The organism is Faecalibacterium prausnitzii, from assembly GCF_003287405.1.
Taxonomy (GTDB): Bacteria; Bacillota; Clostridia; order Oscillospirales; family Ruminococcaceae; genus Faecalibacterium; species Faecalibacterium intestinale.
Genome location: NZ_PRLD01000019.1, coordinates 12,507 through 31,961, shown reverse-complemented (window position 1 = coordinate 31,961; position 19,455 = coordinate 12,507). Strand labels below are relative to the sequence as shown.

At 57.9% G+C, this 19,455-nt stretch carries 17 protein-coding genes, 1 tRNA gene and 1 other annotated feature; of the genes, 3 read left to right on the top strand and 15 right to left on the bottom strand.

What is annotated here, in order from left to right:
- Positions 1-346: 346 nt before the first annotated feature.
- The 10 genes from C4N24_RS13625 to C4N24_RS13580 form a co-directional block, all read right to left on the bottom strand.
- On the bottom strand, positions 347-1,021 hold the full coding sequence (locus C4N24_RS13625; protein ID WP_112091852.1) for a sigma-70 family RNA polymerase sigma factor: 675 nt from the start codon (positions 1,019-1,021) through the stop codon (positions 347-349).
- A 21-nt stretch (positions 1,022-1,042) separates the two neighbouring features.
- A complete protein-coding gene (spoIIAB, locus tag C4N24_RS13620; RefSeq protein WP_005925208.1) occupies positions 1,043-1,483 on the bottom strand; it encodes an anti-sigma F factor in 441 nt (146 codons plus the stop codon).
- Positions 1,480-1,803: an anti-sigma factor antagonist gene (locus C4N24_RS13615; RefSeq protein WP_112091851.1), complete on the bottom strand. Its 324-nt coding sequence runs from the start codon at positions 1,801-1,803 to the stop codon at positions 1,480-1,482. Before C4N24_RS13615 ends, spoIIAB begins: the two co-directional genes overlap by 4 nt.
- Positions 1,804-1,902: 99 nt before the next feature.
- Complete coding sequence (locus C4N24_RS13610) at positions 1,903-3,168, bottom strand: folylpolyglutamate synthase (RefSeq protein ID WP_112091850.1); 1,266 nt, start codon at positions 3,166-3,168, stop codon at positions 1,903-1,905.
- Entirely contained in the window at positions 3,165-3,677 is a 513-nt protein-coding gene (locus C4N24_RS13605; RefSeq protein WP_112091849.1) for a VanZ family protein, read from the bottom strand. Before C4N24_RS13605 ends, C4N24_RS13610 begins: the two co-directional genes overlap by 4 nt.
- Before the next feature lie 4 nt (positions 3,678-3,681).
- Positions 3,682-6,387: a valine--tRNA ligase gene (locus C4N24_RS13600; RefSeq protein ID WP_112091848.1), complete on the bottom strand. Its 2,706-nt coding sequence runs from the start codon at positions 6,385-6,387 to the stop codon at positions 3,682-3,684.
- A 58-nt stretch (positions 6,388-6,445) separates the two neighbouring features.
- Positions 6,446-6,675: a binding site (T-box leader), on the bottom strand.
- A 35-nt stretch (positions 6,676-6,710) separates the two neighbouring features.
- Complete coding sequence (locus tag C4N24_RS13595; protein ID WP_112091847.1) at positions 6,711-7,697, bottom strand: glycosyltransferase family 2 protein; 987 nt, start codon at positions 7,695-7,697, stop codon at positions 6,711-6,713.
- On the bottom strand, positions 7,694-9,223 hold the full coding sequence (locus C4N24_RS13590) for an oligosaccharide flippase family protein (RefSeq protein ID WP_112091846.1): 1,530 nt from the start codon (positions 9,221-9,223) through the stop codon (positions 7,694-7,696). Before C4N24_RS13590 ends, C4N24_RS13595 begins: the two co-directional genes overlap by 4 nt.
- A gap of 19 nt (positions 9,224-9,242) precedes the next feature.
- The gene (locus C4N24_RS13585) at positions 9,243-10,208 is read right to left on the bottom strand and encodes a glycosyltransferase family 2 protein (RefSeq protein ID WP_181573103.1); all 966 of its coding nucleotides are present in this window, start codon (positions 10,206-10,208) and stop codon (positions 9,243-9,245) included.
- Positions 10,209-10,230: 22 nt separating this feature from the next.
- Positions 10,231-12,015, bottom strand: a complete 1,785-nt coding sequence (locus C4N24_RS13580) for a bifunctional homocysteine S-methyltransferase/methylenetetrahydrofolate reductase (protein ID WP_112091844.1) — start codon at positions 12,013-12,015, stop codon at positions 10,231-10,233.
- Between the two features lie 313 nt (positions 12,016-12,328).
- Here C4N24_RS13580 and C4N24_RS13575 point away from each other — a divergent pair, with 313 nt between their 5' ends.
- Both C4N24_RS13575 and hflX read left to right on the top strand, forming a co-directional pair.
- A complete protein-coding gene (locus tag C4N24_RS13575; RefSeq protein WP_112091843.1) occupies positions 12,329-12,937 on the top strand; it encodes a GNAT family N-acetyltransferase in 609 nt (202 codons plus the stop codon).
- On the top strand, positions 12,934-14,199 hold the full coding sequence (gene hflX / locus C4N24_RS13570; protein ID WP_112091842.1) for a GTPase HflX: 1,266 nt from the start codon (positions 12,934-12,936) through the stop codon (positions 14,197-14,199). The genes C4N24_RS13575 and hflX overlap by 4 nt, the downstream gene beginning before the upstream one ends.
- A gap of 172 nt (positions 14,200-14,371) precedes the next feature.
- Here hflX and C4N24_RS13565 read toward each other — a convergent pair whose 3' ends face one another.
- On the bottom strand, positions 14,372-15,769 hold the full coding sequence (locus C4N24_RS13565; protein ID WP_112091841.1) for a TrkH family potassium uptake protein: 1,398 nt from the start codon (positions 15,767-15,769) through the stop codon (positions 14,372-14,374).
- 250 nt (positions 15,770-16,019) lie between these two features.
- Here C4N24_RS13565 and C4N24_RS13560 point away from each other — a divergent pair.
- Positions 16,020-16,096: transfer RNA gene (locus tag C4N24_RS13560), tRNA-Arg, on the top strand.
- Positions 16,097-16,285: 189 nt separating this feature from the next.
- On the opposite strand, the gene C4N24_RS13555 is transcribed toward C4N24_RS13560, so the two are convergent.
- The 4 genes from C4N24_RS13555 to C4N24_RS13540 form a co-directional block, all read right to left on the bottom strand.
- Positions 16,286-17,680, bottom strand: coding sequence for a site-specific integrase (locus C4N24_RS13555; RefSeq protein ID WP_181573102.1), 1,395 nt, complete (start codon positions 17,678-17,680; stop codon positions 16,286-16,288).
- Between the two features lie 21 nt (positions 17,681-17,701).
- A complete protein-coding gene (locus C4N24_RS13550; RefSeq protein WP_112091840.1) occupies positions 17,702-17,908 on the bottom strand; it encodes a helix-turn-helix domain-containing protein in 207 nt (68 codons plus the stop codon).
- 529 nt (positions 17,909-18,437) lie between these two features.
- A complete protein-coding gene (locus C4N24_RS13545) occupies positions 18,438-18,671 on the bottom strand; it encodes a helix-turn-helix domain-containing protein (RefSeq protein ID WP_112091839.1) in 234 nt (77 codons plus the stop codon).
- A gap of 22 nt (positions 18,672-18,693) precedes the next feature.
- Complete coding sequence (locus tag C4N24_RS13540) at positions 18,694-19,110, bottom strand: sigma-70 family RNA polymerase sigma factor (RefSeq protein ID WP_242983284.1); 417 nt, start codon at positions 19,108-19,110, stop codon at positions 18,694-18,696.
- Between the last annotated feature and the right edge of the window lie 345 nt (positions 19,111-19,455).

The window sequence follows — 19,455 nt, the reverse complement described above, 5'->3', positions numbered from 1 at the left end:
TTCCAACACGAAAATAGGTTCCGTTACAAGTTCTTTCGATATTGTTCAATTTTCAAGGTCCTGTGCGCCGCAGCCTTGCGGCTGACGACTTAGTTAGCTTATCACTTTCGTGATAAATTGTCAAGCACTTTTTTGAAAGATTTTCGAGATTCATTTTTGATTCTGTCGAATCTCTCCGTTTGACGTCGTTTTTGAAGTATTTCATTCTGTCGGACGTCTGCCTGACAGTAATGTATTTTAGCACAGCATCCTTCAAAAAGCAAGCACTTTTTTACATTTTTTACACCAAAATCATTCTTTTGACTTTTTGCCCAGTTTTTTACATTTATTATAGACACTTCCTCCCTTATTCCTCCAAAAGCCGGGTGCGCAGTCGGATCAGGATCTTGCGTTCCCGCCGGGAGATCTGCACCTGAGTCGTGTGCAGTGCTTTTGCAGTCTCGCTCTGGGTGCGGTTGCCATAAAAGCGCAGGCGTATCAGCTGCTTATCCTGCTCCGGCAGCGCTTCGATCACCTCTGCCAGACTGATCTTATCCGCCAGTTCCTCCTCCGGGGATTCCACCGGGATATCCAGCTGCCGGTCCCCGTCCTCGCCATTTTCCGGGGTCAGGCTCATGGCGGGCTGCGCAGCCTGTATGGCAAGGGCTACATTCTCTATCGGTTCATCCAGCTGTTCTGCCAGCTGCTGCAAGGTAGGCTCTGAGCCGCACAGCTTCATGGTATGCTCCCGTGCTGCCTGCACCCTCATTCCCAGCTCCTTCAGGGAGCGGCTCACCTTGACCGTACCTCCATCCCGAAACAGCTTTTTGATCTCGCCAAGGATCACCGGCACGGCATAGGTGGAAAAACACACGCCCCGGCTCTCGTCAAAATTATCGTAGGCCTTGATCAGTCCCACGCACCCTGCGCTGTATAGATCGTCATACTCCATGCCGCGCCCACGAAATCTGCCCGCACAGGCGTGCACCAGCCCCAGATTCTGTGTGATGAATGCTTCCCGCCGGGTCTTATCCGTTACCATATACCGGACCGCCTTTCTTTTTTATGTAGGCTCCCGCCGGGACAGACGCTTGACCAGCAGCACCTTTGTTCCCTTGCCGGGCTTTGAGGTGACCTTGACCCTGTCCATAAAGCTTTGCATCACTGCAAAGCCCAGACCGGAGCGTTCCTCCGGGTTGCCGGTGGTGAACAAGGGCTGCATGGCCTGTTCCACATTGGGGATGCCGATGCCCTTATCTGTAATGGTGATGTGCACCTCCCGGTCTGGATAGACCGCTATGGTCATGCACACCGGCCCGATCCGCTCCGGGTAGGCGTGGACGATGCAGTTGGTCACCGCCTCGGACACTGCCGTTTTCAGGTCGGCAAGCTGTGGCACGGTGGGGTCGTACCGCGCCAGAAAGGCCGCCGTGACGCCGCGGGCGTATGCCTCATTGCTGCTGAGGGAATCGAACTGGATGCGGGTACTGTTCTCTGCTTTCATTGCGCATTCTCCTTTTCTATGTTCTCCGTACAAGGGATGCCTGCCAGCCGCAGGACTTTTTGCAGCTGCGCGGGGGCGTGCTGCAGCCGCAGGCTCGTGCCCAGAACGCGGGCGCAGCGCTGCCGCCCAAGAATAAGCCCGACGCCGGAGGAATCCATGAACCCCACCCCGCCAAGGTCTACGATCAAGGTACGCGGGCTGCGGCTGACCAGTGCATCGTCCAGCTGCATCCGCAGGCTCTGGGCGGCATCGTGGTCGATCTCGCCCGCCAGATAGGCGTACAGGGTCTCCCCTGCCGCGCTGAAGGTCACCGTTGCCATTGCTTGTCCATCTCCTTTTTTGCAAAATAAAAGATCCCGTACACATAGCTTCAGTGTACGGGATCTTCGGGTTATTTTTTAGAAAAAGCTGTCGGCGGTTTATGCCTTTGCCAGCAGCTCGGCAGCTTCCAGCGCTGCCGCCTCGCTGCCGCAGACCAGCAATCCACGGCGGGTGTTGGCGTGCGCCAGCTGCACTGCTTCGTCCAGACTGGTGCAGAGCTGAGCGTCAAAGTGATATTTTGCCTTCTCGGTCAGACGCCGGGTCAGCTGCTCCTCCACACCGGCGGGCGTGACGAGATACACCTTATCAAAGGGACTCTCGCTCATGCCTGGCATGGTGGATTTATCCTTTTTCTGTTCCTCGGGGCTCAGGCCGGTTTCCAGCGCGGAGAAGAAGGCTTCGGCGCCCTCCTCCTCGGTCAGGCCGATGATGGCGCTCATGTGGCGCACCTTAGCCATGTTCAGCACGCGCAGCAGCGCAGCAGCCTGCTGCGGGGTGCGGCAGGCATCCAGAATGACCAGCGGGCGCTGAGAAAGCACCCGGATGCTGCAGCGGTTGTCCACGGCAGCAATGCCATCCAGAATCGCTTCATCAGAGATGTCTGCCCCCTTGCGGCAGAGCGCCAGTGCCAGCTCCACCGCCATGGCGGCGTTGCCTGCGGCGTGACGCCCCAGAAAGGCCAGCGGCACCGTATAGCCGCCGTAGTCCACCCGGCTGGCGAACTGTTCTGCTTCCAAAAAGGTGATATCCTCCGGGTCGGGCACTACCAGCTCACAGCCGCACTTGCCCGCAGCAACAATCAGCTCACTGAGCACCGCCTTGGGCTGTTCCGGCGCGGTGACGCAGATGCTGTCCTTGCGCATCACGCCGCCTGCCAGCGCAGCCAGACGCTCCACCGAGCGGCTCACGCCGTCCGGCCCCACCGCTGTGACAGCACACACCGGCATTTGGGGCAGTGCCGCAGCCAGACCCGCGTCCGGCAGTTCTACCACCGCCAGCGTGCAGCCGGCTTCGCCAAAGCAGTACGCAGCGGTGGCAAGCTCCGCCGCCTGCATAGGCAGTTTCTCATGGGCGGCAAGAGCATCGGCGGCGCGGCACAGCAGTGTCTCGTCCACCGGCTTGCCTGCCACCCGGATACGGGCCGCAAGGGGCTCGCACCCGGCATGATAGACACCGGCACGAATGCCCTGCGCGTGCAGGATGGCCGTCAGCAGGCGCGCCACCGCCGTTTTACCGGCAGTGCCTGCCACGCCCACAAACTGCACCTGCTGCACCGAAGCGGGCAGCAGCGCGCCCAGTTGTCCCGGGTCGGCAAAGCCGTCCGGCAGAGCTGCAAAATACTGATTCGCCTTTTGGATGGTCATTCGTGTCTCCTTTTCATGTGATAATACAGCCCCTCGCAGGCCAGCAGCAGCACGATGGCGACAAGGATGCCTGCCAGAACACCGGCAGAATCCAGCCACACATCGGTGACCTGACTGCTGCGCCCCTCCGAGAAGAGCTGAATGGTCTCATCGGTCAGCGCTGTCAGCACACCGCCCAGCATGGGCACGGTGATATGCCGCAGCGGGTGACGGCTGTACACCCGCATACAGAGCATGAGCAGAAAGCCCTCCAGCATATACTCGCAAAAGTGTGCCAGCTTGCGCACGATGTGCATGGTCAGGCGGTCAGCCAGTCCCGGATGACCCAAGCGGCGCAGGATAATGCGCATCCATGCCAGCACCCGGCCGCTGGAGCCGGTGGAGACTGTTGCCACCGCCATGGAGTTGGAAAAGATGAACCAGATGCAGGCAATCAGTGCAGCGGTAAAGATCACCCGCCCCGCAATGACCCACAACGAGGTGCGCTCCGTATCGTTATAGCGTTCCACAGTCTCAACCCAGCGCCTTGATGCTCTGCTCAATGTTGGCCAGCTTGTCCTGACTCTTGGCGAACTTTGCGCGGATTTCCTCCACCAGAGTCGCCGGGGCACGCTCCACGAACTTGGGGTTGTTCAGCTGGTTGCCAAACATGGCCATTTCCTTTTCAGCCTTGGCCTTTTCCTTGTTCAGGCGTGCCAGCTCCTTCTCGCGGTCGATCAGCTCCATCATGGGGATAAAGCCGCGGGCGGCGTGGGTGGACACCTGCACCATACCGTCGGTGCTGCCCTCGTACTTTTCGGTAAAGGTCACATCGGTGGCAAAGGCGAACTTAGCCAGATAGACCTGTGCGTTCTGGAAGGGGGCTGCATCAGCAGTCTCGATGATCATGCTGGTCTTTTTGGCGGGGTGCACGTTCATCTCGGTGCGCATGGTACGCACAGCCTTGATATAATCCATCACCTTTTCAAAGGCTTCCTCCTCGGCTGCCCAGTTGTGAGCGGCGTCAAAGGTGGGCCAAGCCTGCGTCATGATGGTCTCGGCAGAGCCGGGCAGCGCCTGATACAGTTCCTCAGTGATGAAGGGCATGAAGGGGTGCAGCAGCTTGAGTGCCTTATCCAGCACATACACCAGCACGCGGCGGGCGGTATCGGCCTGCTGTGCATCGCCGGAGTTCAGGCGGGGCTTTGCGATCTCGATGAACCAGTCGCAGTAGACATCCCAGATAAAGCTGTTGATCTTGGCAGCAGCCAGCCCCATCTCGTAGTGCTCCAGATTGTCGGTCATAGCACCGGCCACCTGATTCAGCTTGGTCAGCACCCACTTGTCGCTCATGTCCAGCAGCTCCTCGCTGGGCAAATCCGGCTCAAAGTCCTCAGGCAGGTTCATCAGCACAAAGCGGGTGGCGTTCCACAGCTTATTGGCAAAGTTGCGGGCAGCCTCCACCTTCTTTTCGATATAGCGCATATCGTTGCCCGGGGTGGAGCCATCCACCAGCATAAAGCGCAGAGCGTCTGCGCCGTACTGGGCAATGACTTCCAGCGGGTCGATGCCGTTGCCAAGGCTCTTGGACATCTTGCGGCCCTGACTGTCGCGGACGATGCCGTGGATGCAGACGGTGTCAAAGGGTGCCTTGCCGGTGTAGGCCAGACCGGAGAAGATCATGCGGCTGACCCAGAAGCCGATGATGTCGTAGCCGGTGACCAGCGTATTGGTGGGGTAGAAATACTTGAGGTCGGCGCTGTCCTCGTTGGGCCAGCCCAGCGTGCTGAAGGGCCACAGGGCAGAAGAGAACCAGGTATCCAGCGTGTCGGGGTCCTGCGTCAGCTTTGCGCCGCCGCACTTGGGGCAGGTGCAGGGAGCAGACTTTGCCACCACGGTCTCACCGCAGTCGTCGCAGTACCAAGCCGGGATCTGATGACCCCACCACAGCTGGCGGCTGATGCACCAGTCACGGGTGTTCTTCATCCAGTTCATATAGTTCTTAGTAAAGCGTTCTGGCACAAACTTGATCTCGCCCTTCTCCACGCTCTCGATGGCGGGCTTTGCCAGCGGCTCCATCTTGACGAACCACTGCTTGGAGACCATGGGCTCGATGGTGGAGTGGCAGCGGTAGCAGGTGCCTACCTCATGCTTAAGGGGCTCGATCTCCTTCAGGAAACCGCCCTCCTTCAGGTCAGCCAGAATGGCCTTGCGGGCTTCCAGCGTGGTCATACCTGCGTACTTGCCGCAGTCCAGCACCTGAGGCTCGTTGACGGTGTTTTTGCCGGCAGCAAACAGGGCATCGGCTGCAGCCTTGTCGGCAGCGCCGGTCATGTGGCCGTCGTAGGTGAACACGCGCACAATGGGCAGGTCGTGACGCAGGCCGACCTCAAAGTCGTTGGGGTCGTGGGCGGGGGTGATCTTCACGACACCGGTGCCCTTGGTCATATCGGCGTGCTCATCGCAGACGATGGGGATCTCCTTGTTCAGCAGGGGCAGCACCACATGGCAGCCGTGCAGATGGGCGTAGCGGGGATCCTCGCCGTTGATAGCCACAGCGGTATCGCCCAGCATGGTCTCGGGGCGGGTGGTGGCCAGCTCCAGCATCTCGCCGGTCTCCTTGACCGGGTACAGCAGATGCCAGAAGCTGCCGTCCTTCTCCTCGTACTCCACCTCGGCGTCGGAGATGGAGGTGTTGCAGTGGGGGCACCAGTTGACCATACGGTTGCCGCGGTAGATCAGCCCCTTGTCGTACAAATGCACGAACACTTCCTTGACAGCCTCAGAGCAGCCCTCGTCCATGGTAAAGCGCTCGCGCTCCCAGTCGCAGCTGCTGCCCAGCTTTTTCAGCTGGCTGACGATGCGGTTGCCGTACTTGGTCTTCCATGCCCAGGCGCGCTCCAGAAAACCGTCGCGGCCGACCATCTCCTTGGTCAGGCCCTCGGCGCGCATGGCTTCCACCACCTTGGCTTCGGTAGCAATGGAAGCGTGGTCGGTGCCGGGCACCCACAGGGCGGCATAGCCCTGCATCCGCTTGGTGCGGATGAGGATATCCTGCATGGTGTTATCCACCGCATGACCCATGTGCAGCTGACCGGTAACGTTCGGCGGCGGCATCACGATGGTGTAGGGTTTCTTGTCCGGATCGGCCTTCGTGTGGAAGTAGCCGCCATCCAGCCAGAACTGGTAGATACGATCTTCCACCTGACTGGGATCGTACTGCTTTGCAAGTTCTTTCATAGTGTCCTCCCAAAAAATTTGATGAAGTGGGACGCAAAAAGCCGCCCCACGGAGCGTTCCATGGGACGGCTGTAAATACATGACCGCGGTACCACCCAAATTGCGCGGAAAGCTCCGCGCCCCTTGATGCCCCTGTAACGTAGGGCAGACCCGAAAGCGGCTTACCGGCTCAGCTCACCGCTTCTGCTCCAAAGTGACAGTGCCCCGCCGGTATCCCGCCGGGTTTTCAGCTGCCCCCGGCTCTCTGTGCGGTCCCAGACGATGCACACTCTTTTTCAACGCATTTATAAAAAGAATATAGCGTTTTTTGTGGGATTTGTCAATCAGTTTTTCAAACCTTTCACCCAACGCACCAGCTTCCATACCTTTGCGCCCAGATGTGGGCAGTAACCCATCATCAGCGCCTGCAGCTTCTGGCTTTTGTGCTCCGACGGGATTTTCCACGCAGCGTGGCGGTGCGTGGAAGCCAGCTCCAGCAGTGTTTTTTCCTTTTCCGAGTCCCGCTCCGGCTGGTTGACCAGCCGGAAATACACCTCGGCGCAGGACATGATGCAGCGCTGATCCGTAGTACTGCGGAAGGGATCCGGCTGCTCCTTTGCCAGCTGCCAGACCCGTTCCCATGCCAGTGCCGCCGTATAAAAGCGCAGGCTCGGCTTCTGCCGCACGGCAGAATCTGGTCGTTCAAGATAGGCATAGAGAGGGCAGTTCAAAAACGCCAGACTGCCAGCCTTGAGAAATTCCATCACAAAAAACAGGGTATCCTCCCCATAAAGCAATGCCGGATCAAAACGGATATCCCATAATATCTCCCGGTGGGTCAGCATCCGCCAGCAGTGCCCACCGCTCCATTCCCGCATCCACGAATAATTTTCCGCCGTGATCCTCTGCGGTGCCGGGCATTCTGTCACTGTCCACAGGGACTGGTTTTCCTGTATACCGCGGTAGCGGCACATGGACATCCGGGTACCGCAGCTGCACAAGGCATCGTACAGCCATTCCAGATACTGCGGCAGCACAAGGTCGTCGGAATCCACAAAGCCGATGTATTCGCCCCTTGCCACATCCAGTCCAAAATTGCGCGCCGAGGACACCCCACCGTTTTCTTTGTTGAAAATGCGCACCCGGGCATCCTGCGCCGCATAGCGCTGCATGATCTGCCAGCAGCTGTCCGGCGAACCATCATTCACAACGATCAGCTCAAAATTTCGGTAGGTCTGCGCCAGCAGGCTGTCCAGACACGCGGGCAGATACTTTTCCACCTTATAGACCGGTACGATCACCGAGATCAGGGGGCTTTTTTCTGTATTCATCCGGCTCTCCTTTTTAAAATTTCCAACCCACGCCGCTTCAGCGCTTCGTACTCCACGCTGTGCCGGTAGAGCAATACGATCACTCCTGCAAACACCGCCGTATAAAGCAGCCCGTCCAAAACAAAAACGCCAAAATTGCCCACCGGAAAGCGCTTTACCCAGAGCATGGCTGCCGCCGAGACCGCCGCCACGATCATTGCACGCTTCAGGTACTCCGCAAAATAAACCCGGAGCTTCTTCTGCCATGCATCCTGAACGCCATACTTCAAAAAGATATAGGGCTCCACCCAGACACAGGTGCACAGGCTGCTGATGATGGTACCCCCGATAATGCCGACCACGCCGTACCGCTGCACCAGCGCCAGAGAGACCACCAGATTGATGATGGACTCCGCCACAGCCTTATAGCGGTCGTTCCAGAACAGACCCATGACCTCCCGGAACAACAGGTTCGTCTGCCGCATCCGCGAGATATAGAATTCTGTCACAATGATCGCCACGGTCGTCATCGGGAAACAGTATTCCCTGCCAAACAGCAGCTCGATCAAGGGATTGAACAGCATCATCAGCCCGCCAGTCAGATAGGCAGACTGCACAAAAAAGAGAAAGTCCATCTCTTTATATACTTGGTACAGCCGGTCAGAGTTTTCCAGCGCCGCAAAATTACCCACGCTGCCGGAAAAAGCCGTGGCAAACTTGTTCAGCAGGTTGTTCAGCGCGTTGAGTACCAACCGGTAATTGGAGTAAAGCCCCACCGTTGCCAGACCGATGAAGGAGGACATCAGCAGGCTGTCCGTGTTGCGCACGATGACGGTGGCCAGCTTGTGCATACTCATTGCGCCGATGTTTTTCAGGATGCCGTTCCGTTCCTCCTTTTCCGGCAGCTCCCGGCATTCCTTCAGATAGGGAAATTCCTTATCCGCCATGTGGGAGATAATGATGTTGGGTATGAACTGCACCACAAGCTGGATAGCAAGGTACAGGATAAAGTTACCGGTCAGCAGTAAAGCTACGATCTGCACGACGGTGCGGATGCACTCGCATACCAGCGTCCACCCGGTGCAGATATAGCTTTTCTGGTAGGCCTGATAAATAGAGCTTTTATAGTTCAGCAGGTAAGAGCAGGCAGAGGAAAGCACATACATCATGTAGATCAGGGTGATATGCTCGATGCCCTCGCCGCCCTTGATGAGGTACGGCAAAAACGGCAGCAGCACCAGCCCGAACAGCAGCACCGAAGCTGCCACCGCCCGGTACATCCACTTATAAAGGTTCATCAGCCGCGCCAGTTTCTGCTCGTCATCCCGGGCGGCCGGCTCGTACATACTGAACACCATAGCCGTGCCAATGCCCAGCTCTGCGAAATTAAGGATGCTGAGCACATCGGTAAACAGACCGTTGACGCCCAGATAGGCTGCCGAAAGGCAGCGGATAAAAACCATCCGGCCGATAAAGGACAGCAGCATCGTCAAAAACTGCCCGCCGATGTTGACCAGCATATTGATGATAGAATAGCGTGTTCTCATGCGTTTTTTCTCTTTCTCCTCAGCCCTTGAACCCCCGCAGCCGGCTATATGTCTGCGGTAAGCGCCACAGCAGCCAGCTTTGCAGCCAAAGCCCGCCCGGAACGTTGCAGTACTGCCGGGTGCGGCTGACTACCTCAAACTGCATCCGCAGCATTTCCCGGCTGCGGGGTGCCTTGCGCAGTGCCGGTGGCAGCTGCCGGTACACCCGGCTCACGCTGCCCATCGTAAATTTTGCTGCATTTGCCAGCGCATCGTATGCAGCGTTTTCCACAAGACATTCCCAATACCGCTGTGCTGCCTCGGCAGCATCAAAATGGCGCAGCGTTTTATTGCCGCTCATAATGCTGCCGCCGCGCTGCACATAATAATACAGTGCTTTTGGCACCACCACGGCCTTTTGGATCCGCAAACAGACCTCCGGGATCAGGAACAGATCCTCGTTCAGCTTGCCCTCCGGGTAGCGCAGCTGTGCAAAGATGGCACGGCGGTACAGCTTGTTCCACGCAGGCTGGATCATCGTATCTGTGGCATTTTTCAATAGTTCCCGTCCGGTAAAGACCTGCTCTGCAAGGCTGATATGCATCGGCGGGCAGAGTGCGCCCGTCTCGTCCACCTCGGCGTAATCGCACAGGGCAAGGTCCGCCCCGGTGCTTTGCACAGCCTTATACAGTGCTTCGTACATTTCCGGCGCAATGTAGTCATCTGAATCCACAAAGCCGATCCATTCCCCCCTTGCCGCGTCCAGCCCGGCGTTGCGGGCGGCAGAAAGCCCCCCGTTTTTCTGGTGGATCACCCGGATGCGGGCATCCTTCGCGGCGGCGGCATCGCACAGCGCAGGGCAATTGTCCGGCGAGCCGTCCTCCACAAGGATCAGCTCAAAGTCCGTAAAGGTCTGCGCCAGAATGGAATCAATACATTTTGGCAGATAGCGTTCCACATCGTACACCGGCACGATGATGCTGAGCAATGGTTTTTCGCAGGGCACAGTGTGTTCCTCCCTATTATTTTCAATCCGTCACCTCGGTGCGCAGGCGGGCAATGAGCCGCTCCATCAGCGCTACCCGGTTAAAAGGGGTCATCAGGTAAAAGCCGTCCGCATAGGGCGCAGCCGCCTTGGCGGCCTGCACCGAGACTTCCAAGCCCAGCTCCTCGCCTGCGGTACGGTCCAGCCCCTCAAACTTCTGGATGATGACCTCGTCCACATGGATGCCGTTGACTTCGTTTTCCATAAAGATAGCGTTGCGCTGGCTGACCACCGGCAGGATGCCGGCCAGAATTTTTGCCCGCTCGCCCAGCGTCTCGCGGGTCTTTTTCAGGTTTTCCACTGCCTGTGCCGACAGCACCGGCTGGGTGAGGAAACCGCTCATGCCGTTTTCCAGCTTTTCTGCGGCGCGGCGCAGCTCTACCTCAAAATTGCGGGCGTTCAGGTTCAACGCCCCGAACACCGTGATGGGGCTTGGCATCTCCCGCCCTTCCCCGGCCAACGAAACGATATACTGCGCCAGCTTGCGGGAGTTGAACTGGTACACATTCTTCACCTCGTCCCGCTCGGCGGTGGGGATGGGGTCGCCGGTAATGGCAAGCACCTCCCGCACGCCCTCGGCGTACAGTCCCAGCAGCAGCGCCTTGGTGGCGTTCAGGTTGCGGTCCCGGCAGGTCATGTGGGGCAGCACGTTCATGCCCAGCTCCCGGTGCACCCGGCACGCCACCAGCGAAGAATCCATCCGCGCCCGGGCAATGGGGCAGTCCGCAATGGTCAGCAGGTCGGCACCGGCGGCCTGCAGACGGCGGGCACCCTCGAGATAGGCCGTCAGGTCAGCGTCCTTGGGAGAATCCAGCTCCACCGCAATGACCCTCTGCCCGGCGCGCAGCTTGCGCAAAAAAACATCGTCCGTTTCCACTGCAGGCTTTACCGTAGCGGCGGGCTTTGCCGCCGGGGCGGCGGGCAGTGCTTCCGGCAAAGCATCCAGCGCGGTGCGCAGGGCAGCAATATGCTGCGGCGTCGTGCCGCAGCAGCCGCCCAGAATGCGCACGCCCTCGGCGGCAAGGCGGCTCAGTTCCCGGGCAAAATACGCCGGCTTGCCCTGATAGCGCACCTGTGCTCGCGCCACCACCGGGTAGCCCGCATTGGGCATGACCGAAAGGGGCAGTCCCGCATCTCCCAGCTGCTGCACCAGTGCCCGCATCGCGCCCGGGGCAGACACGCAGTTCAGACCTACGGCATCCACCACGCCGCTCTGTACCATGCGGCGCACCAGTTCGGCGCAGTAGCGGCCCTCGCGGGTGTAGCCGTCCGGCAGCACCGCAAAGGATACCAGTACAAAGGCCTCCGGCACGGTCTGCTTCAGCGCACGAATCGCTTCCAGCACACCTTCCTCGGCGCTCAGAGTCTCGAACAGAAAATTCCGTGCTCCCAGCAGCGCAAAGCGCTTTGCCACAGCAAGATACACCTGCTCCGCCGGGAGATTTTCGGTGTCCGGCGCGGGGCCAAGGTCGGCAAACACCGCCGCGCCGGTCTCCCCTGCAGCCTTTGCTGCCAGCTGCCAGCCCGCATCCGCCAGCTGCTCCCAGCCCGGCTGCTGCGCCGCCGCCAGACGCGGCAGGCTGAAGGTATTGGTCTTGATGGCGTCCGCTCCGGCGGCAAGATACGCCCGGTGCACCGCCAGAATGCCATCCGAGTCGGTCAGGTTTGCCTGCTCGCACTCCTGCCCCGGCTTTGCTTTATAATAGGTACCCATGCCGCCATCGAACAGCAGCGGACGCTGGGCTAACAGTTTGCGCACATCTAACATCGGTACTTTCCCTTTCCTATAAAAGATTTCATCTTTCAGTTTATCGTAGTTCACTCATCCGGTCAAGCGGTTTTCCTGATTTATCTTGCGGCGCGGCTGTTTTTGTGCTATCTTAAGGTGTATCTGAAAACAAAGAAAATGACGAATATTTCGCAAACACAAGCGGGATTTAAGGCAAATAGCCGCAGGAATCCTTTGTGGATTTCAAGGCTCTTTAACGCAAAATCCAGCTGTGTTTGTAGAAATAGACTAAATTTTCGACTTTTCAGATACACCCAAGGAATAAGTTTTTATAAAAGGGAGAGGATGGATCATGCGCCACACCGGCACACTTGAGCTGGAAACTGACCGTCTGCTGCTGCGCCGCCTGCTGTCGCAGGATGCCCTGCAGATGTACGAAAACTGGGCAAACGACCCGGCTGTGACCCGGTTTTTGCGCTGGGAACCGCACAAAAGCCCTGCCGAGACCCAGGAACTGCTTTCGGCGTGGGCAGAGCTGTATCCGAACCCGGATTATTACCAGTGGGCCATAGTGGAAAAGGCCACCGGACAGGTGTTCGGCTCCCTCTCCGTGTACAACGCCCTGCTGGGTGAGCCGCAGCAAAAGACCAAATGGCAGGGACTGGAGCTTTCCGGCGGCATCTGGGAGCCGGGCTACTGCATCGGGCAGAAGTGGTGGGGCAAAGGCTTTACCACCGAAGCGCTGCAAGCTGTGGTGGATTTCTGGTTCAGACAGGTGGGCGGTGCCTTCCTCACCTGCTGCCACGCGGTGCAGAACCCCGCCAGCGGCCGGGTGATGGAAAAGGCTGGTTTTGTGTACCACCACAACGATGTTTACCACAAATTTGACGGCACACCGGTGGAATGCCGGTGCTACCTTCTGACAAAAGAACGCTATGATAACAGAAAGGACTTACTTTGAGCGAGCTTTATGATATTTTGACCGAGACCCCTCCCACAAAGGTAGTGCTGCTGGCACTGGATCAGGGGCTGTGGGACTGTGAGCGCAGTCTGGCAGAGCTTTCTGCCCTGTGCGAGGCCAACCACATGGAAGCCGTGGCACAGATCACCCAGAAACGCCAGACCCCGGAGACCGGCATTGTGCTGGGCAGCGGCAAGCTGGAGGAAGCTTCCCTTGCCGCCCAGACGCTGGGCGCGGAATGCGCTGTGTTTGACGGCGAGCTGACCGGCAGCCAGATCCGCAACATCTCCAATGCGCTGGGCGGCTTGGAGGTCATCGACCGCACCATGCTGATTTTGGAAATTTTCCGCAGCCGCGCCGTGACCAACGAGGGCAAGCTGCAGACCGAGCTGGCGCTGCTGCGCTACCGTCTGCCCCGCCTGCAGGGCATGGGCGAAGCGCTGAGCCGTCAGGGCGGCGGCGGTGGCGGCGGCGGCGGTGCCCGCCGCGGTGCCGGTGAGACCAAGCTGGAGCTGGATCGTCGTCATGTGCACGCCCGTATTGACGCGCTGGCTGAAAAGCTGGCTGAGATGGAAAAGCGCCGGGGCGAGAGCCGCAAGGCCCGCGCCAAGACCGGAATGCCGGTGGTAAGCCTTGTGGGCTACACCAACGTGGGAAAATCCAGCCTGATGAACGCCCTGTGTGGTCCCAGCGTGGCCGAAGCCGATATGCTGTTTGCCACACTGGACCCCACCAGCCGCAAGCTGGTGCTGCCCAGCGGCATGGCGGTGCTGCTGGTGGACACGGTCGGCTTTGTGTCCCGCCTGCCCCACAATCTGGTGGAAGCGTTCAAGTCTACGCTGGAAGAGGCCGCATGGTCGGATGTGATCGTCCGGGTGGCAGACGCCGGGGACGAGCAGCGCGAGGAGCAGTTGTCTGTGACCGATGAGGTGCTGGACGGGCTGGACTGTGCCGACATTCCCCGCCTGACCGTGTACAACAAGTGCGACAAGCCCAACACCCTGAGCTTTGACCCCGATATCCTGCTGACCAGCGCCAAGACCGGCTACGGGCTGGACAAGCTGCTGCAAAAGCTGGACGAGGTGCTCAGCGACCGGGTGCACACCATCCGGGTGCTGCTGCCCTACGATAAGCTGGGACTTGCCGCCCCCATGCGGGAGCGCGGCAGCGTGCAGGCAGAGGAATACCGGGAGGATGGGCTGTATCTGGAAGGCATCGTCAAGACCGAGGACCTGCACTGCTTTGAGGGCTATCTGGTCTGAGCGGCAGGCAGTTGCTGATCATCTCACATTATAGCAATTCAACTTTTTAATGCAACAGCAACAGCGTTGAATTGCATATCGCAAATATGCTGTTTGAATGTTGCACTAATTTCTTGTCTTGCGATAAAACAGGCGGCTGCGCAAAGTGCTGTGCAGCCGCCTGTTTTTTCATTTAACCAACATTGATATGCCCCACCGGCATGATCTTGCGCTTGTTGTCGTCCGGTTTGGCGGTCAGGCTCATGGCAAAGGCCACCGGGCCCACACGACCCATGAACATGACCAGCATATACAGGATCTTTGCCCCGTTATTCAGCTGGCTGGTCACACCTACGGAAAGTCCCACCGTGCCAAAGGCCGAGCAGGACTCGAAGATGGCATCCACCACCGACACCGCGTCCGAGGTGTTGTAGTACACCACGATGGCCGAGCCGATTGCTGCCGCCGCGCCCAGCACGATAATGGTCAGCGCACGGTAGACCGTCTTAGACTCGATATGATGGTCGGCGATCACGCAGTCGTCGCGCCCCTGCGCCACGCTGCGGATGGTCAGAATGATGACCGCGAAGGTGGTTACCTTCACACCGCCGCCGGTAGAGCCGGGCGCTGCGCCGATGAATTGCAGCACGCTCATCAGCAGCTTGCTCAAGGTACCGCAGGAAGCCAAGTCCACGGTGTTCATGCCGGCGGTACGGGTGGATACCGACTGGAACAGCGAAGCCATCACCTTGCCGGGCACCGACAGCCCGCCCAGCGTGGCGGGGTTGTTCCACTCCATCAGTCCCAGCCCCAGCGCACCGCCCAGCCATAAGATCACCGAGAAGGACAGCACCACCTTGGCGTGCAGGGACAGGCGGCGTTTTTTGTACCACTGGCACAGTTCCACCCAGACCATAAAGCCCAGACCGCCGGAGATGATCATGAATATGATCACCGCCTGCACATAGTAGTTGTTGACATAGGGCACCAGCGAGGAGTACGCCCCGAACCGTCCGAACAGGTCAAAGCCCGCATTGCAGAAGGCCGAAATGGCGGTGAACACGCTGATCCAGATGCCCTCCAGCCCGAACTGCGGCACAAAGGCGAACATCAGCAGCAGAATGCCGATGCCTTCAAACATCGCCGCCAGTCCCACAACGATCTTCAGCACGTTTTTGGCCTGATCGTAGCCGTCTGCCGAGACGCTCTCGCCCAGTAAGCGCAGGTCCCGGAAGCCCATGCGTCGGCGCATGGCCAGCGCAAAAAAGCTGGTAAGGGTAACAAGGCCAAGGCCGCCCACCTGAATGAGCAGCAGCACCACCGCCTGCCCGAACCACGTGAACTGCGTCCATGTATCCCGCACCACCAGACCGGTGACGCAGGTGGCACTGGTGGCTGTGAACATGGCATTGAGCACATCCAGCCGTCCGTGCCTGCTGGAAATGGGCAGGGTGAGCAGCAGCGTGCCCAGCGCGATCACGATAATAAAGCTGACGCAGATGATCTGGGTCGGGGTGCTCAGTCCCAGCTTTCTCCGCCGAACCGACCTCTGGTGCCGCAGCTTTTTGCGGATATTTTTTATCTTTTCCATAGCATCCTCCCTGCGCAGCACACAGCCGCCTTGCATTCCTTTATAGCATACACCATTTTGCCCGCAGGTTCAACTTGATTTTACACCCCGGTTGCGGTATTATAATATGGTACTGTATTTTGGGCGGCTGTCCTGTGCCCCCAAGGATGCAGGCTCCTGTCTCCGTAGCTCAGCTGGATAGAGCGTCCGCCTCCTAAAAATCGAATCGTTCGAATCCTGGAGCCCTGCAAAATTGAATATTTCTGTATAAGCCCCCGTAGCTCAGTTGGATAGAGCGGTCGCCTCCTAAGCGACAGGCCACTGGTTCGAACCCAGCCGGGGGTGCCAAAAATGACCGCTGTAAGCCGTTTTTTGATGGTTTACAGCGGTTTTTTGTTATCGCTTTTCCAGAGCATTCTTGCTACTCTACCGGAACGATTTTATACATTTTCCGCTGTATGCCTGCTAATTGGCTTCGAACTATTTTTCCGGCCTTGCTAATAAAAAACGCCGATTTGCTAATACGATTTTTCAGCCCTATTTTTCAGATGGGGCCGACGCCAGCAATGCAGCCAGTGTGTTGGCCAGTTCCGGCGACTTGCGAAGCTGTTCTACCAGGGCCTCCAAATCCAATGTGGCGGGCGCCGGTTCCTTTGGTTCCTCCGGGGCACGAACCGAACGCAGGTCAGGATTGGCATAGAAGGCGCTCTCAAACTTCTGGGCGTTGATCTTGCGGTCCTCGTCCAGAATGTGCGCATACACGCTGGTGATCATGTCGATCTGGGCGTGTCCGGTATCGCCCTGGGTGGCCTTCAGGTTGCCGTGGTTGAGCTTCAGCTTATAGGTGGTACTGGAATGGCGCAGGGAGTGAAAGACCACTTTGGGAAGCCCTGCTTTCTCCCGCAGCTTCTCAAACGACTTCAGGATGATACGGTCCTCACAGGGGCGGCCATTGGCCAGCGCCACCACCAGGTCGTAGTCCTGATACTCGTCACGGAGCAGTGCTCGCAGCTCGTCCTGCGCGGATTTCCATTCCCGCAGGATATAAGCCAGAGTCTTGGGCAGCCACACCTTGCGGATACTGGAATCGGTCTTGGGCTTCTTTAAAATGATTCTGGTGCTGGTGTTGGGAAACAGAGGCGTGAACACATGGTAGATGTCCTTTTGCCCCAGCATCTCAATGGCCCGCTTGGAGGCCCGCGCCAGCTCCTTGTCGATGTAGACATAGGCGTTGTCATCGGCAATATCTTCATCGGAGATGTGGACATTGCTCCAGGTCAGCCCCAGAATCTCACCCATGCGCAGCGAACAGGCAAAGGCCAGGTTCATTGCTACATAGAGCTTGCTGTCCGTACACTGATCCAGGGCGGTGCGGATCATATCGGCGGTCCAGATGTCCCGCTTCTTGTATTCCACTTTGGGCAGCACCACATTGTCAAAGGGGTTCTTGGCAACCAGCTCCCACCGAACCGCCTGCTTGAAGGCACAGCGGAGAAGTTTGATGATCTTCTCGATGGTAGCGTTGGTGACAAACTCCGTTTTGGCGTGGTGTGTCCTAGTGTTCACCGCAGGGGTTTTCTGCAAAGTCTGGATGTACTTATCCACCACCCGCGTGGTGATGTCCTGCACTTTCATATCCCCGATGATGGGGTTGATGTAGTTGGCTATCAGCGAGTTTTGGCTGTCATACATGGACACCCCCCACCGCTTTTCGCCGTAGAGGGAAACGAAGTCGGACAGGAACTCCGCAATATTCTGATTGGTGGGCGGAAGGAAGGAGTTGGAGCTTTTCTGACTCTCGATCTCCGCCTTGCGCTTCAATGCCTCCTGATAGGAAGTGCAGGTTTCCCATTTCTGCTTGGTCTCGCCATTCTCGTCCACATAGGTATAAACAATAGAATAGTTTTTCTTTCTCTTGATGATGGATGCCATAACGAACCTTCCTTTCTTGTGTCACAGATCAAGCGGCTCCAGCCACTTGTCAAACGACCGCTTGGGAATTCGTATGGCGTTACCAATTCGTACGCTTTTGAAAAGGCCCTCCTGCACAAGACGGTATGCCTGTGTCCGGCTGACACCTAATATACGGGCAACATCGTTGACCGTATAGGTGCGGCACTCGAAAGGCCTTTTCTCCGTACCGTTCTGAATTTCCGACACAGCAGCCTCCTTTCCAGTCAGAAACGGCACGCAAAAGGGTGTTCATTCATAACTTCCACCCTCATTGTACCGCGCCGCTTCGGGTTTGTCTGCTGCTAATAGAAAGTTTACGAATTATCCGTAAACAGAAAAGCAGAAGATTTATCTGAAAATAAAAGAGGCAAAAAACGGATGGCTGCCGGCAAGCAGCTCCACGGGAATCTCACCCCGGCCCATGCTGATGGGTGCGCCGCGCAATGCTTTGAGGGCGTTCAACGCGGGAGTCTCATTATCCTGTCTGTGCATCCTCGCCCACAGGCTGCCACACCTGTTTCGCGGCCTGGTTTTGTCGCTCACCTGTTTGGTAGGGGTCCCGTCCTGCGGACTTGCAACAGGGTCTTGGCGCACCGGCCGACCGGCTCCACACAGGCAGATCGTATCCGTCTGCCTTATGCTGCCCGAAGGCTTTCTTTGTCAAGGTGGGTTCAGTCCCCGGCATTGGCAAAAGAGGAAAGGGTAAGCCGATTGCATTCTGCCAAGGCTGAAAGGATTAGGCGCGCATCACGGCCCGGATCAGTCGGGTTTCCAGACAGCGCTTCATGTGGGTATCCACGCACACATGAGGCGTTCCGTCCTTGTCATAGAGGGTACGGGTACACAGGCGGCTCATATAGTCGTCGTAGTACCGCAGCACTTGCTCCATGGCCTCGCTGTCACCGCCGGAGGCCGCGTGGATCACCCAAACGGGCGGCAGGTCCTTTCCCTTGTGGATGGGCTCTGTCATCTTCCTCAGCCTCCTTTCGGCATCAGCGCCGACAAAACGCTTCGCGCAACTCCTGCAACGCCTTCGTCCGGTGCCGCTGAACGGCGCTCCGGGACATCCCAACGAGATTGCCGATCTCACTGTCTGCCAGGTCCAGAGTGCAGTGCAAAATCAAAATGCTCTGCTCCATCTGCGGCAAAGTAGAGAAAGCCTCGGCCACAAGCTCGTTGTCGATATGTAGATCGTAGCCATGCGACGAGAACACAATGCTGTCGCTGGGGTAACGATCCATGACGCAGAGCTTGTCCAGTTCCACCTGGGACAAGTCGCTAAAGAAGGCTTCACGCTCTCTTTGGCGTTTCATGTTCCGCAGGTAGGCTCTGGCCTCGTTTCGCAACACCTTCTTGCAAAAAGCATCGAACCGGCATTGCTCGCCATAGTCGCGGGGGTTAGATTCCATCAGTTTCACCCCCTTTCCATGGGGGATCAGGTGGTTCTCTCCCTTTCCGCTACTACCAATCCTGCAAGAGCGTGTTCTGCCCGCTAAACGCCTCCTTTTGGAAGAAAATTTGAGAAAATCAACGGCCAGCCAGCCCGACCGCAGGAAACGGCAAAAAGCGCCCGGTAGGTCACAGACCCACCGGGCGCAATGGAAAACAATATGAAGTTTATTTACACGGTATAGTTCATATTCATGACCGAACCTCTCCTCCAAATGGAACGGGCTTTTTTTGAGCGGCTAGCCCTTGTCAGATCAGGCGGGGATAGTATCCGGCGCAGCATGGCGACATCCTCCTTCTATGCC